This is a genomic window from Nonomuraea sediminis, from assembly GCF_018531495.1.
In the GTDB taxonomy this organism is placed as follows: Bacteria; Actinomycetota; Actinomycetes; order Streptosporangiales; family Streptosporangiaceae; genus Nonomuraea; species Nonomuraea sediminis.
The window spans coordinates 334,638-353,585 of the sequence record NZ_JAHDTI010000009.1 but is presented as its reverse complement, the minus strand read 5'-3'; the positions used below and the strand labels follow the sequence as shown (position 1 = coordinate 353,585).

Below are 18,948 nucleotides of genomic sequence, written 5' to 3'. Positions count from 1 at the left end.
GCCGGAGAGTGTGAGGGCTCGTGATGAGCGGGGCGTGACGATCGAGGAGGGGCCGTCTCGGCCGTTTACGAGCGGTTCTCAGTGGGCGGCGAAGACCTGGGTCCAGAGGGGGCCCTGCTTGGCGTAGCCGACGCCGATGTGGGTGAAGGCGCAGTTCATGATGTTGGCGCGGTGGCCGGGGCTGTTCAGCCAGCCCTTGACCACGTCGGCGGGCGTGCGCTGGCCCATCGCGATGTTCTCGCCCCACGTGCTGATGGGGGAGAAGCCGGCCGCCCTGATGCGGTCGCCCGGCGACCTGCCGTCCTTGGAGGTGTGGTCGAAGTAGTTCTTGGCGGCCATGTCGGACGAGTGCTCGCGGGCCGCCGCGCTGAGCTTGGGGTCGTTGATGAGCGGGCGGCAGCCCTGGCTCTCCCTCGCCTTGTTGGTGAGGCTCACCACCTGGTCCTCGATGCTCGAATCGCCGCCGGTCGTGGGCGTGGGTGTGGGCGTGGGGGTGGTGGGTGTGGTCGCCGTCTTGCAGGACAGGATGGCGAACGGGGACTTCGCGGGCGCGCCCTTGTAGTCCATCGCGATCACGTAGTAGCGGCGCGGCGTGGTCGTGCAGCGGACGGCCGTGGTGAGGCGGCCGCTGGTGACCTCGCGCGAGCCGCTCTTGACGGCACGGCTCTTGCCGGCGACGACCTGCACGATCCGCACGCGCAGCCGTGCCGTGTCGGTGCAGCCGACCCTCGAAGCGGTTCCCCTGATCATGCCCTTGCTGTCGACGTACGGCTTGGCCGCCGTGACGCGGCACGCCCGCGCGGTGGCCGCCTGGGCCGTGGCGGGCACGGGGATGCTCAATGCCGCCAGACTTCCGAGGCAGGCCAGTGCCTGGAGTTGTCTGCGCACTTTGTCCTCCGATGGGGGTTAGACACTGCGTCGAACCCGCATTCTGGACCCCGCAAAAGCCACATGTCCCCCAAAACCCACCAACACCTGGAGCCCCAACCGTCCCATCAGCGTGCCCGCCATACGTCGCTTGTATGCCGCCGTCGGTGATGTCACGTATACGCCGCCCTCCGGCGATGCCGCCTACATGCCGCCCTCCGGCGACGTCACCTGCATGGCGCCCCTCCGGTGATGCCGCCTGCACGCCCCCTCCGGTGATTTCGTGGACACCAGAGGTCAGGCCACGCCTTGCACGCCCACGGTTCGCGAGCCCAGGGACGCGGATGGCTGGGCGCCGTTGCGGCGCCCAGCCATGTATCGCCCGAGAGCGTCTCCCTGGACAGGGCCCGGCCGAAGTATGGTGACTGGCGGTTGGGGCGGCCTTGCCGTACGAGAGCGCCTTAAGAACTTGCCGTACGAGAGCGCCTAAAGAACGCTGTACGAGGGCGCCTGAAGGATCAGCACTCGGCCGGCTTGAGCCAGGAGCACTCGAGGTCGCCGGACTCGGTCGTGGCGCGGAGCGGGGAGACGGGCGCGTCGAAAGCCTTGGTGCGGGAGAAGTTGGCCAGGCGGATGGCGATCTTGTCCTCGATGTCCTTGGGCGCCGACGACAGGTACTGGTTGAGCATGATCGAGAAGATCAGCGGCTCCCCGTCGGCGTCCGTGACGTACCCCGACAGCGAGGTGACGCCCGTCAGCGAGCCCGTCTTGGCGTGGACGTTGTTGGCGGCCGCCGTGCCGCGCATCCGGCTGCGGAGCGTGCCGCCGGTGAAGCGGTCCGGGTTGCCGGCGATGGGCAGGGCGTCGTACCAGGTCTTGAACCAGGGCTTGCCGCGGGCGGCGGTCAGGATCTGCGCGATCGAGGTGGGCGTGAAGCCGTCCCGCCGCGACAGGCCGGAGCCGTCGCGCATGTTGAGCACCTGGACGCCGTTGGCCTTGGCGAAGTCCGTGGTGACCTTGAGGCCGGCGGACCAGCTGCCCTCGCCGGAGACCTTGCGGCCCATGGCCTTGGTGAGGATCTCGGCGTGCATGTTGTTGCTCAGCTTGAGGAAGGGCACCAGCAGCTCGCTCAGCGGCATCGAGTCGTGCCTGGCCAGCTCGGCGGCGCCGGCAGGGGCCGCGCCTGTGACCGTCGGGCCGAGCACGTGGACCCCGTGCCTGGCCAGGGCCTTGCGGAACAGGTCCGACACGTACGACGTGGGGTCGTCGACCGCGACCCACTCCTGGTAGGGGTCCTTGACCGTGCCCGTGATGACGACGGTACGGCTGGCGTGCTGCCGTTCGATGAGCACGTCCGTCTCGGAACCCACCGTGGCCTTGTTGACGATCTTGAGGTAGTCCGTCTCCGGGGTCGTGGACACCTTGACCTTGTCGCCGTCGGCCGCGACGGACACGATCACCGACCCGGCGTCGTAGTCCCTGTCGGGCGAGGCCGTCAGCGCCGAGATCGGGGCGGCGTAGTAGGCGGTCTCGTCGTCCCAGGCCCAGTCCTGGCCCAGGCGTACCGAGTCGAACCAGGTGTCGTCGGCCACCAGCCTGCCGGTGACCAGCTTCACGCCCTGGTCGGCGACCTTGGCGGCCAGCGCGTCGTAGTCCTCGGCCAGCATGGTCGGGTCGCCGGTGCCCTTGAGCACCAGATCCCCGGTGATCGCCGAGCCGAGCTTGCGGCCCGCGTTGAGCACCGTGGTCGGGAAGCGGTAGTCCAGGCCGAGCGTGTCGACCGCGGCGGCCGAGGTGAACAGCTTGGTGTTCGAGGCCGGGGTCAGCAGCTTGCCGGCGTCGGTGGAGTACAGCTCCTCGCCGGTGGCGGCGCTGCGGACCACCACGCCCGCCCGGGCGATCGTGAGCCGGGAGTCGCTGAGAATCTTGTTGATGTCCTGGGTCAGGTCCTGCACGCCGACCGCCGGCTCGAGCGCCGTGGCCGGGGAGGTCGGGCTGGACGCCCACGCGAGGGCCGCGACGAGCGCGCCCGCGGCGAGCGTGGCTGAGGTGCGCCGCATGGGATCTCCAAAGGGCTGGGGGTCTCGCTTGGGATCATGAGCCAGCCCCTGCGGCCTTGGAATCCGCAAATCTCCGTATTTATCGGAGCTTTATGGCATTCAGGCGGAGGGATTCTCCGAGGAGATCAGGAACCCGCAGTCGCCGAAGGAGATCTCGTCCCCCGAGCGCACCCGCGCCGGCCCCACCAGCCGCCAGCCGTTCAACCGCGTCCCGTTGAGCGAGCCGAGGTCGACCAGCATCCAGCTGCCGTCCTCCTCGCGCCGCAGCTCGGCGTGCACCCGCGACACGGTCAGATCCGACAGCACGAGATCGCAGGCAGACCCGCGCCCCACGACGTACCGCAGCCTGTTGTCGTCGGGCAGCGCCAGCCGGGGCAGCCGCGGCTTGCGCCAGGCGGACTGCACCTTGGTCGTGAAGTCGGAAACGGCGGCCACCATGTCGGTCAGCCGCTTGCGCATCGTCGGCCGCTCGGGGAGATCGGCTACCAGCTCGTCGAGCTCGTACCGGTTCCGCGCCCGCAGCGCCTGATCGACCCGCCCCACGAACGTGTCGTGTGAGATCCGCCCCTCGACGGCCCGGTCGCGCAGCTCGTCGATCGCACGATCACGTTCCCCGTCGGATGCGCGAAAGTGCGGATGCGTCGAGCTCATGCCCCGAGTATCGGCCTCATCGCCACCCCCTGTCCAGAATACGCCGATCTCACCGGGCTTCCGTGGCGCGACGAGGCGCGAACCGTTGCTCCACAGGCGTTCACCGAGCGCCACGGGCCGTGGCCTGCCGCCCAAAGAGCGCCAAGGGGAGGCGATATTGACCTTGGGCATACTCGGTATGCATACTCGGTATTCATGTCGATCAGGCACGGGCTGCTCGCCCTGCTGAGCCGGGGCCCACGCTACGGCTACCAGCTCAGGGCGGAGTTCGAGGCGTCGACTGCGGAGGCCTGGCCGCTCAACATCGGCCAGGTCTACACAACGCTCTCCCGCTTGGAACGCGACGGCCTGGTGACCTCACGCGGGCAGGACGAGCAGGGGAGGGCGATCTACGCGATCACCGAGGCGGGAGGGGAGGAGCTGGAACGGTGGTTCGCGACGCCGGTCGACACGTCCGACCCTCCGAGGGACGAGCTGGTGATCAAGCTCGCCCTCGCCGTCGAGACCGGTGACGCCGAGATGGTGCTGCATGCCCAGCGTGCGGCCACCATGCGGGCGTTGCAGCAGTTGACCAGGACGAAACGGACCGCGGATCTCGCGCAACGGCTCGTCCTGGATTCGTTGATCTTCAAGGCCGAGGCGGAACAGCGCTGGCTGGACCACTGCGAGGCACTGCTGAGGGAGAGGCGATGAGCGCAGTCGAACTGACCGATGTGACCCGAACATATGGGGAAGGGGCGCAGTCCGTGCACGCGCTCCGAGGCGTGAGCCTGCGAGTGGATCCGGGCGAACTGGTCGCGGTGATGGGTCCGTCAGGATCGGGAAAGAGCACCCTGCTCAACCTCGCGGGTGGCCTGGATCGGCCTGCGTCGGGGACGGTGTCGGTCGCGGGAACGGATCTTGCTTCGCTGAAACCCAAGCGATTAGCGGCGCTGCGTCGCCGACATGTGGGCTACGTCTTCCAGGACCTCAATCTGATCCCGGCGCTGACGGCGGTGGAGAACGTGATGCTGCCGCGGGAGTTGGACGGCGTGCGCGCGGGGAGGGCACGCCGCGAAGCCCTCGCGGCTCTGGCCGAGGTGGGTGTGGAGCCGGCTGCCCGCCGATACCCCGACGAGCTGTCAGGTGGCCAGCGCCAGCGGGTCGCCATCGCCCGCGCACTGATCGGGGAGCGCGGACTCCTCCTGGCCGACGAACCCACCGGCGCCCTCGACACCCGGATGGGCGACGAGGTCCTCCAACTCCTCAGGTCCCGCTGTGACAACGGCGCCGCGGTCCTGCTGGTTACCCACGAGCCGCGGTACGCCGGATGGGCGGACCGGGTCGTCTTCCTGCGTGACGGCGAGATCGTCGACTCCACCGAGAGCCGCCTGGAGAGTGCGAGGTGATCGCCCGCCTGCGGTTGGCCTTACGGCTCGCTCGCCGCGGCATCTGGCGGGGGAGGGGGCGTAGCGCGTTGATCATGGCACTGGTGGCGCTGCCGGTCGCCGCCGCGGTGGTGCTCGCGACCAACGACGAGTCGGGGCACTTCAGCACCGAAGAGCGGCTGACGCAGCTGCTCGGCACGACCGCGAACGCACGGCTCACTTTGGGCGGCGGCGTGATGCACCAACTGCCCGACGGCACGCAGTGGACCACCGATCAGGACGCCTTCATCGAGAATCACGAAGCCTACGAGCGAGCCGACCAGGGGCCGCGCACGCGCAAAGCCATCCTTGCCGAGCTGCCGAGCGGGTCTCGCGCGATGCCGCTCGTGACCACGTCCGTCGACACCTACACGCCGGGGGAAGAGAGCCTGTTCGGCGCGCAGGAGCTCGACTTCGACGATCCGCTCGCAGCCGGGTTGTTCGAGCTCGTCGACGGACGGCTGCCGCGAGCGCCGGATGAGATCGTGGTCACGCGCGACATGGACGTGCTCGGCGTGGCTGCCGGTTCCACGCTGGAGGTGCGCCCCAACCACAGGCGGCTGCACGTGGTCGGAACCGTGATGCAACCCATGATCAGGGCAACGTGGATGCTCATCGGCAGGCCGGGCACCTTCGTCGGTAAGACGCGGTGGTCGAAGTCGGACGATTACCTGCTGTCAGTGCCCGGCGGAATGAGCTGGGAGGAGGTGAAGCGCTGGAATGCCCTCGGCTGGGTGGTCTGGTCGCGGCAGGTGATCGAGCATCCGCCGGCGGAGAAGGTGACCTTGAAGCTGGATGCCCCTTCCGCAGATGATGACCGGTGGAGCAAGGCCCCGTGGGTACTTGTCTGGTCGATGTTGCCGATCGAGGTGATCCTTCTCGCGAGTCCCGCGTTCGTGATCGGAGCCCGCAGACGGCGGGGAGAGCTTGCTGTGGTGGCGGTCCAGGGTGGTAGCAGGAGCACTCTTCGTGCGGTCGTGCTGGCCGAGGCGCTCGTGCTCGGTGGAACGGCGGCGCTCGCCGGGGCTGGGATCGGCCTGGGAATGACGGCGGCCTTCCGCGACATCAGGATCCTCTGGTACGTCAACGACGGCGTGATCGCGTCGCTCAAGGTGCCCTGGGTGACGCTGCTCGCAATCGTGGCCTTGGCGGTGGTGACCTGCGTGGCTGCCGCCCTTGTGCCTGCCGTACAGGCGGGAAGGACAGACGCGGCGGCGGTGCTCGCGGGACGCCGGGACCCGGTGCGTAGGCCGAGGGCGCTGTGGTGGCTCGGGTTGATCCTGCTGGCGCTAGGGGCAGCCATGTGCGTCGCGACGGTGAACCTGTCAAAGATCGGCCGGCCCGTGGACAGCGCTGTGCTCGGCCTCCCCGCCATCGTCGCCGGGGTCGTGTGCACCCAGCTGGGGTTGCTGATGGTGGCGCCGGCGGTGGTCTCGGTCGCAGGCAGGGTGAGCGGGCGGCTGTCGCTGGCGCTCAGGTTCGCGGTCAGGGACGCGGCGCGCAACCGGCACAGGACGGCACCCGCGATCGCGGCCGTCATGACCGTCGCGGCGGCCGCGTGCGCGCTCGGCGTGCTCTACGAGAGCGGAACCGCTGCTGGGCGCCACGCGTACAGGGCGGAGTTGCCTTCAGGGGTCACCCGGATCCAGGCCGACGAGCATCTCTCCGAAGATTGGCCGGCTGTCGTGTCAGCCGCCAGGGCCGTCCTTCCCACCGCTCGTCTGATCGAGGTGCGTAAGTCGGTGAACTCTGTCAGCAACGAGTTCTCCGTGGGCGACGAGGGTCTTCTGCGCCTGGCGCTGGGGCACGAGGACCCGGTGTTGACGGCGGCGCTCGGGCAGGGAAAGGCGGTCGTGTTCGATCCGTCGCTCGTCTCAGGTGGAGTCCTGACGATAAATATCCAGCCCTACACCGGCCAGAAGCTCAAGGAGCGGAATCTGCGGATTCCCGCCGTCGTCGCACATGCCTCCAGGCCGTCGATCGCCTCGGTGATCGTGCCACCCGAGGCGATGCGCAAGGAGCGGTTGGAAACCTCTCCGGTGTGCCTCTACGTCGATCCGGCGGATCACGTGACCTCTCCCGAGGAGGAAGAACGCCTCGACAGAATGCTCCAGACGATCAGCCGCAGGGGAGACGCATACGTCGAGCGGGGCTACCGGCCGGGGGAATCGCCGTTCCTGCGATGGGCCACGGCCGTCGCGTGCGTCATTGCCCTGCTGGCGACGCTCCTCGCCACGGCTCTGGTGCTGGCCGACACCCGGCGGGATCTGCGCACTTTCGCGGTCGTCGGCGCCTCGCCAGGGGTCAGGCGCAGGATCGCGGCCGCCGAGGCGGGATTCCTCGCGCTGGTGGGTGGCGCGGTGGGCGTCGTCGCGGGGCTGGGACCAGGCCTCGCCGCGGCCTGGGGGAGTCAGACTCAGCTCTGGTTTCCCAAGGACACCGAGGTTTTCGCGGGCACATCGCCATCGCCGATCAGGGGCGTCACCTTTGGGATGCCGTGGACGATCGCGGGGCTTCTGGTGGTCATCGTCCCGCTGGTGGCCGCGTTGATGGCGGGGATGGTCACACGGTCACGGGTGCGGTGAGGCGGTAGCGGAGGGTCATCACCACCGCTACCAGGATGATGACGGCGGGGATCGCGGTCTGGCCGAGGAGGACCGCGGTCACCGCCGAGTCCGGTTGGGCTACCGGGGTGGAGGGGTCTGAGGAGATGAAGCCGCCGATGGTGAGGACGGCGCCGAAGAGTAGCGCTCCCAGGGATGAGACGCCGCTTTCGATGGCTGTCCACAGGCCTGTGAACACTCCCGCGCGGCGCTTGCCCGTGGCTGAGGCGTCCAGGGCGATGATGTCGGCGAGCATGGAGAACTGCAGCAGCTGGACCCCGGCGATGCCGGTCCCGACCAGGAGCAGGCTGGCGTGGGCGTACCAGGCGCCGACCAGCGGCGTGAGCGTGGCCGCCAGAGTGCCGACGCCGAACAGCAGGCCGGCCAGGACCATCGCGCCGCGCTTGTCGTAGCGGCGCGACAGCCACACCCACAGCGGCATCGTCAGCAGGATCGGCCCGGCCAGCGCCGCGAAGAGGCTGCTGGTGGCCCGCGGGTCGCCGATCGTGTAGGCGGCGAAGTACGGCGCGGCCGCCTCCATCATGCTGACCGCGACCATCTGCGTGCAGCTGAGCACGAGCAGCCACACGAACGCCGGGTTCCCCTTGGCCGCGGCGAGCTGGGCGCGCCAGCCTCCCGCGTCGGGCTCGGGAGCCCCGGTCATGGGGGCGCGTGCCGTACCGAAGAACGTGCCGAGCATGGCGGCGAGCAGGATCACCGCGATCACCAGGGCCATCGTGCGATAGCCCGAGCCGTTGACGATGGCGGGGGCGGCGATGCCGCTGATCGCGGTGGCGACGCCGATGAAGACCATCCGCCACTGCAGCAGCGAGGTGCGCTCGTGGTAGTCGCCGGTCATCTCGGCGGGCATGGCCTTGTAGGGAACCTCGAACAGGGCGTAGGCGGTCGCGGCGGCCATGAAGCAGGCGCCGACGTAGAGCGCCGCGGGCACCCCGCGCAGCGGCGGGCCCGCGAACACCAGGAAGAACAGCACGGGCAGCGTGCACGCGCCCGCGAGCAGCCACGGCCGGCGCGGACCCCACCGGGAGGTCGTGCGGTCGGACCAGCGGCCGACCAGCGGGTTGATCACCAGGTCCCAGACCTTGGGCGCGGTGACGACCACCCCGGCCAGCCACGCGGGCACGGCCAGGTAGTTGGTCATGTAGTACAGCAGCAACAGCCCGGGCACGGCGGCGAAGGTGGCCGTGCAGAAGGAGCCCACGCCGTAGCCGAGGCGCGCGCCACGGGAGACCGTGATCACGCCTCACATTGAAGCCTACCGAGCGCTTGTTTGTAAGGGTTTCAGTCTGTCACGTCCGCGCACACCACGTGCGCGCCGATCTCGATCATCCGCCGTTCGCTGCGGGCGTCCGCCACCCGGGCCATCAGGATCGGCGCCCCGCTGGCCGCGAACTGCGGTAACCGCGCCCGAACGCCCCTGTGCAGGTCGCGCACCACGTCCTCGGCCGCCGACATGTGCACCTTGACGTGCAGCATGATCCCCGGCGCCCCGGAGGCCGTGCTCGCCTCGGAGATCCACACGTGGTGCACCAGCGGGTAGTCCATGAGCAACTGGGCGATCGCGTACCGCAGCGCGGGCAGGATCGGGTGCGCGCACCGGCGGTACCCGGGGTCCACCTGCTGCATCGGCCCCGACAGGTGCGGCCGCGGCGCCGGGATCCAGGGCAGCGACGGCGCCTCGGGGATGGGGGGAGCGACCTGCGCGACCGGCGCGCCCCCTCGCGAGATGGTGGCCATCGCCCCCGTCGCGTAGGCCGCGGGCGCGGCCCCCGACAGCACCGGCGTCGGTCCCGTGCGGGTCGAGGTCAGATAACGCTGCAGGTCGTCGATCGGTACGGCTGCCGCCGCCGGACCCGCCGCGTCGATCACGATTTCCCGGACCCCGGTGACGCGCTGGATGTCCAGGATGGTGTCGGCGTCACAGGCCGACAGGGAATGGCTGCCACGGTGCCTGGCGTAGGTCACAGGCCCGGTGTATCCGAGCAGCACCCGGTCGCCGGCCTGGGTGGTGCCCAGGACGACGGAGCGATCTGGCCGCACGGCTACCAGGACCCCACCGTCGGCGAGCGCTGCCAGCAGGCGGTGCGGGGCGCCATGCTGGGCGAGCACGTCGGCAAGCGCAGGATTCCCGATGCTCATATGACGAACCATAGGTAGTTGGCCACGGCTTAACAGGCTAATCGCCAACAAATCTCCCGATCAAGACAAAGATGGGTTCAACGTGGATGACTTTGCGACGCTCTGGGTAGGGCGCCACGCGTCTCAGATCCCGGGACCCTCGTGAATGCGTTCACAAGCGTGGATACACTCAGAAGGATCCCGAGGGGCCCGTTGACGTGTCCCTCAGCCCGCCGCATGCCCCATAAGGATCCACTCGTGACAAAGCCCGTCGTACTGGTCGCAGAGGAGCTGTCCCCGGCAGGCCTCGCCGTGCTCGGCAACGATTTCGAGGTCCGCCACACCGACGGCGCCGACCGCTCGCAGCTGCTGCCCGCCCTGGCGGACGTGGACGCGGTGATCGTGCGGTCCGCCACCCAGATCGACGCCGAGGCCATCGCGGCCGCGCCCAAGCTGCGCGTGGTCGCCCGCGCCGGAGTCGGCCTGGACAACGTCGACGTCGAGGCCGCGACCAAGGCCGGCGTCATGGTCGTCAACGCGCCCACCTCCAACATCACCAGCGCCGCCGAGCAGACGCTCGCGCTGATCCTGGCCAGCGCCCGCAACACCGCCCAGGCGCACGCCGCGCTGAAGAACGGTGAGTGGAAGCGGTCCAAGTACACCGGCGTCGAGCTGGACGAGAAGGTCATCGGCATCCTCGGCCTCGGCAAGATCGGCCAGCTGGTGGCCCAGCGCCTGCAGCCGTTCGGCGTCGAGCTGATCGCCTACGACCCCTACCTGCCGCCGGCCCGCGCCGCGCAGATGGGCGTCAAGCTGGTCAGCCTGGAGGAGGTCATCCGGCAGGCCGACTTCATCACGGTCCACCTGCCCAAGTCCAAGGAGACCGTCGGCCTCATCGGCGACAAGGAGCTGCACGAGGTCAAGCCCAACGTGCGGATCATCAACGTGGCCCGCGGCGGCATCGTGGACGAGGGCGCGCTCTACTCGGCGATCAAGGAGGGCAGGGTCGCGGGCGCGGGCATCGACGTGTTCTCCAAGGAGCCCTGCACCGACAGCCCGCTGTTCGAGCTGGACCAGGTCGTCGTCACCCCGCACCTGGGCGCCTCCACCCACGAGGCCCAGGAGAAGGCCGGCACTCAGGTCGCCCGCAGCGTCAAGCTGGCGCTGGCCGGCGAGTTCGTGCCCGACGCGGTGAACGTGCAGGGCGGCGTCGTCGCCGAGGACGTCAAGCCCGGACTGCCGCTGGCCGAGAAGCTGGGCCGCGTCTTCACCGCGCTGGCCGGCGAGGTGGCCACCAAGCTCGACGTCGAGGTCCGCGGCGAGATCGCCTCCCAGGACGTGCGGGTCATCGAGCTGGCCGCGCTCAAGGGCGTCTTCGCCGACGTCATCGAGGAGCAGGTCACCTACGTCAACGCCCCGCTGCTGGCCAAGGAGCGCGGCATCGAGGTCGAGCTGGTCACCAGCTCCGAGAGCCCCGACTGGCGCAACGTGGTCACGGTCCGCGGCGTGCTGGCCGACGGCCGCCAGGTGTCGGTCTCCGGCACGCTGTCGGGGCCGCGGCAGATCACGAAGATCGTCGAGGTCAACGGCTACGAGATGGAGATCGAGCCGACGGCGCACCTGTCGTTCTTCACCTACACCGACCGTCCCGGCATCGTCGGCGTGGTCGGCCGCCTCCTCGGCGAGGCCGGGGTCAACATCGCCTCGATGCAGGTGGCCCGCGACACCAAGGGCGGCAAGGCCCTGATCGCCCTCACGGTCGACTCCGCGATCCCCGCGGACGTCGTGGACCAGATCACCACGGAGATCGGCGCCGAGAGCGGCCGCACGGTCGACCTGGAGGACTGAGCCCCGAACGGGCGGGTACGGCATGCCGTACCCGCCCGTGGGTTCTACCCGAGGACGCGGACCGCGTCGCAGCCGAAGAACCGGTAGACCCGCCCGCCCTCTCCGGTGAACGAGCCCTTGACGCAGGCCTCGGTCGTGCTCGGCTGCAGGCCGGCGTCACCGGAGTTGAAGTGCAGGACCATGTCGGCGTCGCCGTCGCGGACGGTTTCGCGTTCTCCTCGTTCGACGGAATCCTCGATGTGCCCGCGCTGGTGCACTTCGCTCGCGCCGTTGCCGGCCCACGCCGTCCCGCGCGGGGCGAACCGCACGGTGAGGGGCTGGACGGTGGTCGCGTCGAAGGCGAGTGGCAGGCCGTACTCACCTGCTGAGGTCGTCAGGACCGCCAGCGGGACGAGTGCGTTCGGCGGGTTGATGGAGTTGGGGTTGCTCCCGGGCTTGATGTTGACCGCCACGGGGACCACGCAGTCGAGGGTGAACTCGACGGTGCGCGTGTTGTTGCCCGGCTCGGGATCGATGTCCTCCGCACTGGCCGGTTCGATCGAGGAGGCCAGCTCGTAGGTGTGGTGGCCGGGCCGCGTGCAGCCGACCGTGAAGCTGGCGTCGAGCTCGCGCGGGCTGCCCACGGCCAGGGCGGGCACGGACAGCTCGCCGGTGGACGGGGTGATCGAGGCGCCCGACTCGGCGCTCGCGGAGAGCTTCACGGTGGCGTTCATCGGGGTGGAAGGACCCTTGTTCGCGGCCGTCACGTGGAGCGGGATCTGCTGGGTCTGGCCGATGAGGAGCTGGTCGGGCGCGGTGGCGGTCAGCCCGGTCACCGCCAGATCGGCCATCGCGACGACCTTGGTGCTCTCCTGGGCCCGGTTGTCCGAGGAGTCGGGGTCGGGGCCCGCCTGGTTGGAGACCTCGACGCCGGCGGTGACGGTCTTGGGTCCGCCGTTGCGGTGGACGAGGTCCTCAGGGACGTGGGCGGTCACGGCGAAGGAACGCTGCCCGTGCGCCGGGATCTCACCCAGATGGCAGCCGGCGGCGTTGCACGCGGCGGTGCTGCCGACGTAGGTGAGGTCCGACGGCAAGGTGACCTTGGCCAGGACCGAGGTCGCAGGAGCAGGGCCGGCGTTGCGCACGGTCACCGTGTAGGTGAGGTCGGTGCCCGCGCCGACCGGGTCGGGGGAGTCGGACAGGGCAACCGACAGGTCGGCGGTGTTCAACGTCCGCCACAGCTGCTGGATCTCCTGCTCGGTGGGCTCGGGTTCCGTCTCGGGGTTGACGGGGGCGTCCGAGGAGTCGCCGGAGTCCCGGAACGGCAGGGAGATGTGGCTCCAGTCGTCGTAACCCTTGAGCGTGCTGGTGGTGCTGGTGTTGACGCACTTCTTGGGATTGCCGCTGGGATCGGCGTTGTCGATGTTGGCGGTCACCGGGTTCTCGTACGGCGGGTCGGCGCCGTCACCGTCCCAGTCCGGATTGGCGTCGAGGTCGTGGGGTGCAAGGCTGCCCTTCTTGTCGGTGAAGTTGAAGCGGTTGACCTTGTCGCCGGGATCCACGATGACGTTCTCGTTGAGTATGTTCTCCACCAGCGGGGCGAGCGGAGCACTGTCCCGGGCGGAGCCGTCCAGCGTGGTGCGCGGCGGGGAGTAGTCCAGGATGGCTCCGCCGTCCTGGCGTGGGATGCCCGGCTTGTAGGTGTAGTTCATCAGGCTGACGTAGTTGGGCTTGCAGGGGTTGTTCTCGAATCCGCCGTGTCGCAGCCCGAGGTTGTGACCGAGCTCGTGGAAGAGCGTGCGGCCAGTGCCGTTGTGATCGACGATGTCGTTGCCGCCGATCTCGCCCTGCCCGCCCTTGCCACAACCGGCCGAGCTGTCAAGGCTGATCCCGTAGTGGAAGATGAAGCGCCTGGCCGGGTCGAAGGCCATCCGCTTGGTGTTGTAGAAGCCGTCGCCGTTGAACCCGCAGAACGGGGTCACGCCGGTCAGCTCGCTCCCCTTCCACAGATCATGGAAGTCGTCGCCGATCAGGCAGTCGTCGTCATAGGCGTCCGTCTTGTGGTCTCCGTCGTTGTCGACGTTGTCGACGTTGTCGAGGCAGTTGCCGGTCTGGGGGTCCTCGACGCTGCCGTCGAGGAACGTGCAGTCGGAGTCGGCGCCGTCGATGTCACCGTCGCCGCCGTTGTCGATCCCGTCGCCGCAGGTGCCCTTGGCCTGTCCCTCGCGCAGGTCGGAGTCGGCCCGCGCCCCCATGTCCAGGTGGAAGGTGATGCCGCGCTTGCCGTCCGGATTGCGCACCCCGCCCGCGTCGACGGGGGCGGCGGCGTAGGCCGCCCTGACGGCCTCCACGTCCTCCTTGGAGGGGAAGTGGTCGCCCACGTAGTCCAGCTCGACGAAGAGGTCCTTGTGATCGGGCTTGGCCCCCATCCTGGGCAGATCCACGTCGATGACCGAGTCGTCGTTGTCGTTGTAGCCGTTGCGCTCCCAGCCGTCCAGCAGGCCGTCGCCGTCGGAGTCGCCGGTGGTGGAGTCGGTGGAGATGTCGAAGCAGACCTCCACCCGCGGTTCGTCGTCATCGCCGCCGTCGCCGATGGAGCACGACTGCGGCCAGTTGACGTCACCGGTCCAGCGGCCGGTGTCCATCGAGACGGTCAGGTCGAGGTTGTTGTCGCCGTTGTTCGGGCTGGCATCGCCGAGGTCGTGGCCGGAGGTGGTGTCCCAGTCCCAGATCTGGATGGTGATGGGCACCTGCGTGTGCGTCGAGTCCACGTCGGCGGGGACTACCCAGAACGGGGTCACCTCCTCCTGGTCGTCGGGGGCTCGGGGAGGTCTGGGCCGCTGGACACCGTCGATCCAGACCAGGGCGAAGAAGTCGGCGGCCGACTCGCCATCGCTCTCCAGGCCGTCGTTGCGGCAGTCGTCGATGCATTTGACCTTGGTGATGGTCAGAGCGAGTGGCCGGGTGGCCGCGGAGTGCGCCGGCGCAGCCGACAGCAGCGCGGCGACGAGCAGGCTCGCCACGAGGGCGGCCAGACGGGTTAAACGCATGGTTGCTTCCCCTCCCTAGGTACCGTCTGGCGCCTACGGTGGGGCCGCTTCGCGCTCGCCGCATGAGTAGGACGTACTCAGCCGGTCACGCAGGGCGATCACTCGATGCGTCTCAGCATGTGAGATGCTAGGACATCCAACGAGATTCCGAGGTAACCTGGCGACTAATGCGCCAGGTTCTCGTACTTATTACCTGCCGCGGCGGGGCCTGTTAGGGCAGGTCGACGACTCGCCGCGGTGGAGTGGCGTGTGTCGGCCGATAAGTCCCTTCCCTCCGGAGGTCCGCGATCCGGATCTCGCGAGCATCAGGCCCGGTCGGATTCGCGACCGGAGTCCGGCTCCCCGTTCATCCCGCGCCCGCGTAGAGAGATGAGACTCATGTACGAGATGTATCCCTGGAACCGATCCGAGGAAGGCAAGGACGAGGCCGCCGAGGCCCTGCAGACCGCCCTGGACCGCAGGGACAACGGCGGTGCACCCACCGAACGCTAGCCAGGCTGCGTGGCGGCGTGAGCCAGGGCCAGCGCGCCCAGTAGCGGCGCGTCGTCGGCGAACCTGGCCGCCCTGATCTCGGGCGGGAACGGCACCGCCCGCCGGAGCTCGGCCGCCAGCCTGGGCAGGATCAGCTCGGCGGCGCCCATCATGCCGCCGCCGACCACCAGGCACTCGGGGTCGACCATCGCGCACAGGTTGGCCACGCTCATCGCCAGCGTGTCCAGCGCCTGGTCCACCAGGCCTGTCACGGAGCCGTCGGCAGCGGACAGGACCTCGGCGGCCGTGACCTGACGGCCGAGCAGCGCGCTGCCCTGGGCGGCGAGCGCGCTGCCTGAGACGACCTCCTCCAGCGGCGCCCGGCCGTCGGCGAAGGCCGGCTCGCCGGGCCGCACCTGCACGTAGCCGATCTCGCCCGCGGCGCCGTGCGCGCCGGGCACCACCCGGCCGCCCACCACGAGCGCCGCCGCCAGGCCCGTGCCCAGGTTCAAGTAGAGCCCGGTCGAGACGTCCTGGAGCGCGCCCCAGCGCAGCTCCGCCGCCGCGGCCGCGTTCACGTCGTTGTCGATCGCCACCGGGGTGGCACCGTACTCCTCCCTCAGCAGCCTCGGCAGCTCGAGCCCCTCCCAGCCGGGCACGTTGGGGGCCAGCCGTACCACGCCGTCGCGGATCACGCCGCAGGTGGAGAAGCCGACCGCGGCGGGGGCGCCGTCGAGCGCCCTGGCCGCCGCGAGCGCGCGGACGAGTGTGTCGGGGCCGGTGTCGAGCCTGGTCCGCGTCAGGATGAACGGACCGTCGGCGCCGGAGATCCCGATCGCGACCTTCGTACCTCCGACGTCGATGCCCAGGACCCGGCTCACCGGGCCGCGCCTCTGCGGGCCAGCGAGTCGATGGCCACGGCCAGCGCCAGGACCGCCGCGGTGACCATGAAGCGCACCGAGGAGTCCACGCTGAGCAGGAACATGCCGTTGGTGATGGCCTGGATGACCAGCACGCCGAGCAGGGCGTCGTAGGCGCGGCCGCGCCCGCCGAACAGCGAGGTGCCGCCGATGACGGCCGCCGCGATCGCCATGAGCAGGATGTCGCTGCCGCCCGAGGCCTGGTTGACCGCCGACAGGCGGCTCGCGGCCAGGATGCCCCCGGCCGTGGCCAGCGTGGAGGCCAGCATGAACGCCAGGATCCTGATCCTGACGACGTTGATGCCGGCCCGGCGGGCGGCCTCGGCGTTGCCGCCGACCGCGTAGATGTGCCGGCCGAAGGTGGTGTTGCGCAGGATGAGATCGAAGAGCACCACCAGGCCGGCGAAGATGATCAGCAGCAGCGGGACGCCCCGGTCCGCCGACATGATCACCACCACGGCGGAGAGCAGCACGGCCAGCCCCGCGGTCCTGGCCAGCAGCCACCACAGCGGCGTCACCGGCAGCCCGGCGGCCAGCCTGGCCCGCCGTGCCAGCAGCGAGGAGCCGCCGGAGAGCGCCACGAGCAGCACGACCAGCCCCCACGACAGCCAGCCGGGCAGCCAGGTGTCGCTCAGCTTGGAGATGAACCCGGTGAACGGCAGGTTGATCGTCCCGCCCTCGCGCAGCAGGAAGAGCAGCAGGCCTAGCCACCCCATCAACCCGGCCAGCGTGACCACGAACGACGGCATCCGCAGCTTGGTCAGCATCAGCCCGTGCACGAGCCCGATCGCCGCCCCGATCACCAGCGCGGCCAGGATCGCGAGCAGCGGGTTCCAGCCCTGTTTGACGTGCAGGATCGTCATGATCGTGGCGCACAGCCCGCTGACCGAGCCGGCCGACAGGTCGATCTCACCGAGCAGCAGCACCATGATGATGCCCAGCGAGATCGTGCCGGTCGCGGCCATCTGCAGCGCCAGCGTGGTCAGGTTCACCGGCGCCAGGAAGCGGTCGTTGAGCAGGCTGAACACGATCGCGATCGCGACCAGCCCGCCGACGACCGGCCAGGCGCCCACATCGCCCTGGCGCAGCCGCTCCACCGCGACCTTCGGGGTGTACGGCTTGCGCACCAGCGTGTCCGTCATTGCCTCGCTCCTGTGATGGCGGCCACGATCTCTTCCTGAGTCGCGGTGGCCGTTTCGAACTCGCCCTCGTTGCGTCCCAGCCGCAGTACCACCACGCGGTCGCTCACCGCGCGCACGTCGGCGAGGTTGTGCGAGATGACCAGCACCGCGAGGCCGCGCTCGCGCAGCCGCCTGATCAGGGCGAGCACCTGCGCGGTCTGCTCCACGCCGAGCGCCGCAGTGGGCTCGTCGAGGATGACCACGCGAGGCTCGCCGATCAGCGCCCTGGCGATGGCCACGGACTGGCGCTGCCCGCCCGACAGCATGGCGACGGGGACCCTGATGTCCCTGATCCGCACGTCGAGCTGGTGGAGCAGCTCGACGGTGGCCTTCTCCATGGCGATGTGACCCAGGAGGCTGAACCTCCTGCGCTCGGTGCCGAGGAAGAGGTTGGCCACCACGTCGAGGTTCTCGCAGAGCGCCAGGTCCTGGTAGACGGTCGAGATGCCCAGGGCCTGGGCGTCGTGCGGAGTGCTGATCCTGACCTGCTCGCCGTCCATGGTGATCGTGCCCGAGTCGGGGTTGACGACCCCGGCGATGGTCTTGACCAGGGTGGACTTGCCCGCGCCGTTGTCGCCGACCAGCGCCACGACCTCGCCCTCGCGCAGGTCCAGGCTCGCGCCGCTGAGAGCCTGGACCGCGCCGTACCGCTTGGTGATGTCCTTCGCGCTGAGCATTTACTGGATGCCAGCTTTCGCGCAGGCCTGCTTGACCTCTGCGGTGCAGATCTGGTCGACCGTGTAGAACTTGTCCTTCACGATCGTGTCCTTGATCTTGTCCGCGGTGACCGCGATGGGGTCGAGGAGGAAGGCCGGGATGTCGGCGGTGCCGTTGTTGACCTTGTCGGTCGCCTGCGGCTTCTCGCCCTTGACGAGTGAGACGGCCAGCTCGGCGGACTTCTCCGCCTCCGACCTGATGTCCAGGTAGATGGTCATGTACTGCTCGCCCGTCAGGATGCGCTGGACGGCGGCCAGCTCGGCGTCCTGGCCGGTGATGGGCGGCAGCATCTTGTAGCCGGCCCGCTTCATGGCCGCGATCGCGCCGCCCGCCATGCCGTCGTTGGCGCTCAGGACGCCGACGACCTGGTCACGGCCGATGGCGGTGATGGCCTGCTCCATCTCCTGCTGGGCCTTGTCCGGGCTCCAGTCGGGAGTGTCGAACTCCCTGCCCACCTTGACCTTGCCGTCCAGGACGCTCTTGGCGCCCTTCTTGTAGTCGGCGGAGCTCGGGTCGGTCGGGGAGCCGTGGATCATCACGATCTGGCCCTTGTCCGCGGTGCCGCGCGCGTTCATCGCGTCGAGCAGGGCCTGGCCCTGCATCTCGCCCACGCGCACGTTGTTGAACGAGACGTAGTAGGCGTAGTCGATGCCGGAGATCAGCCGGTCGTAGGCGACCACCGGGATGTTCTTCTGCTTGGCCTGGTTGACCAGCGGCGCGACCGCGTTGGCGTCGACCGCGTCGAGGACCAGGACGTTGGCGCCCTGCGTGATCGCCGCCTCCACCTGCTGTTGCTGTTTGGCGGGATCCTGCTCGGCGTTGCTGTAGAGGACCTTGCAGTCGGCGCAGAGCGCCTTCACCTTGGCCTCGAACAGCGGGCGGTCGAACGCCTCGTACCGGGTGGTCTTGGATTCGGGCAGGAACAGCGCGATCGTCCCGCCCTTCCCACCGGTGGCCGGCGCCTGTGACTGGTTGGCGGTGGTCGTGCTGTTCCCGCAGGCAGCGGCCAGCAGGACCGCCGCAATGGGGATTGTTCGCCATGCTCGATGCATCGCA

14 protein-coding genes are annotated in these 18,948 nt (G+C 69.4%); 4 read left to right on the top strand and 10 right to left on the bottom strand.

The genetic code is table 11. From position 1 onward, the window contains the following. Positions 1-78: 78 nt before the first annotated feature. The 3 genes from KIK09_RS60205 to KIK09_RS33300 form a co-directional block, all read right to left on the bottom strand. Positions 79-888 carry a CAP domain-containing protein gene (locus KIK09_RS60205; protein WP_308164428.1) on the bottom strand — a complete coding sequence of 270 codons (810 nt, stop codon included), beginning with the start codon at positions 886-888 and terminating at the stop codon, positions 79-81. A gap of 497 nt (positions 889-1,385) precedes the next feature. Beyond that, on the bottom strand, positions 1,386-2,927 hold the full coding sequence (gene dacB, locus KIK09_RS33305; RefSeq protein WP_214323369.1) for a D-alanyl-D-alanine carboxypeptidase/D-alanyl-D-alanine endopeptidase: 1,542 nt from the start codon (positions 2,925-2,927) through the stop codon (positions 1,386-1,388). A gap of 99 nt (positions 2,928-3,026) precedes the next feature. Continuing rightward, on the bottom strand, positions 3,027-3,578 hold the full coding sequence (locus KIK09_RS33300; protein ID WP_214323368.1) for an FHA domain-containing protein: 552 nt from the start codon (positions 3,576-3,578) through the stop codon (positions 3,027-3,029). A gap of 195 nt (positions 3,579-3,773) precedes the next feature. On the opposite strand from KIK09_RS33300, the gene KIK09_RS33295 reads away from it, so the two are divergent. The 3 genes from KIK09_RS33295 to KIK09_RS33285 all read left to right on the top strand — a co-directional run bounded on the left by KIK09_RS33295 (position 3,774) and on the right by KIK09_RS33285 (position 7,569). Further along, a complete protein-coding gene (locus tag KIK09_RS33295) occupies positions 3,774-4,271 on the top strand; it encodes a PadR family transcriptional regulator (protein WP_214323367.1) in 498 nt (165 codons plus the stop codon). Beyond that, a complete protein-coding gene (locus KIK09_RS33290) occupies positions 4,268-4,966 on the top strand; it encodes an ABC transporter ATP-binding protein (protein ID WP_214323366.1) in 699 nt (232 codons plus the stop codon). Before KIK09_RS33295 ends, KIK09_RS33290 begins: the two co-directional genes overlap by 4 nt. A 74-nt stretch (positions 4,967-5,040) precedes the next feature. Beyond that, on the top strand, positions 5,041-7,569 hold the full coding sequence (locus tag KIK09_RS33285; RefSeq protein ID WP_214323365.1) for an FtsX-like permease family protein: 2,529 nt from the start codon (positions 5,041-5,043) through the stop codon (positions 7,567-7,569). Here KIK09_RS33285 and KIK09_RS33280 read toward each other — a convergent pair. Both KIK09_RS33280 and KIK09_RS33275 read right to left on the bottom strand, forming a co-directional pair. Then, on the bottom strand, positions 7,547-8,848 hold the full coding sequence (locus KIK09_RS33280) for an MFS transporter (protein ID WP_214323364.1): 1,302 nt from the start codon (positions 8,846-8,848) through the stop codon (positions 7,547-7,549). The two genes, KIK09_RS33285 and KIK09_RS33280, sit on opposite strands and share 23 nt — an antisense overlap. A 41-nt stretch (positions 8,849-8,889) precedes the next feature. Beyond that, positions 8,890-9,747: a hypothetical protein gene (locus tag KIK09_RS33275; RefSeq protein WP_214323363.1), complete on the bottom strand. Its 858-nt coding sequence runs from the start codon at positions 9,745-9,747 to the stop codon at positions 8,890-8,892. Positions 9,748-9,984: 237 nt separating this feature from the next. Between KIK09_RS33275 and serA the strand changes: the two genes are divergently transcribed. Continuing rightward, on the top strand, positions 9,985-11,574 hold the full coding sequence (gene serA, locus KIK09_RS33270) for a phosphoglycerate dehydrogenase (RefSeq protein WP_214323362.1): 1,590 nt from the start codon (positions 9,985-9,987) through the stop codon (positions 11,572-11,574). A 44-nt stretch (positions 11,575-11,618) separates the two neighbouring features. On the opposite strand, the gene KIK09_RS33265 is transcribed toward serA, so the two are convergent. The 5 genes from KIK09_RS33265 to KIK09_RS33245 form a co-directional block, all read right to left on the bottom strand. Then, positions 11,619-14,603, bottom strand: a complete 2,985-nt coding sequence (locus tag KIK09_RS33265; protein WP_214323361.1) for a DUF11 domain-containing protein — start codon at positions 14,601-14,603, stop codon at positions 11,619-11,621. Between the two features lie 488 nt (positions 14,604-15,091). Beyond that, positions 15,092-15,955 (bottom strand): ROK family protein, encoded by an 864-nt coding sequence (locus KIK09_RS33260; protein ID WP_214323360.1) that lies wholly within the window; start codon positions 15,953-15,955, stop codon positions 15,092-15,094. Next, positions 15,952-17,136, bottom strand: a complete 1,185-nt coding sequence (locus KIK09_RS33255) for a sugar ABC transporter permease (protein ID WP_214323359.1) — start codon at positions 17,134-17,136, stop codon at positions 15,952-15,954. The genes KIK09_RS33260 and KIK09_RS33255 overlap by 4 nt, the downstream gene beginning before the upstream one ends. Beyond that, positions 17,133-17,852 carry an ATP-binding cassette domain-containing protein gene (locus KIK09_RS33250; protein WP_214323358.1) on the bottom strand — a complete coding sequence of 240 codons (720 nt, stop codon included), beginning with the start codon at positions 17,850-17,852 and terminating at the stop codon, positions 17,133-17,135. Before KIK09_RS33250 ends, KIK09_RS33255 begins: the two co-directional genes overlap by 4 nt. Beyond that, positions 17,853-18,944: a sugar ABC transporter substrate-binding protein gene (locus KIK09_RS33245; RefSeq protein WP_214323357.1), complete on the bottom strand. Its 1,092-nt coding sequence runs from the start codon at positions 18,942-18,944 to the stop codon at positions 17,853-17,855. Positions 18,945-18,948: the final 4 nt, after the last annotated feature.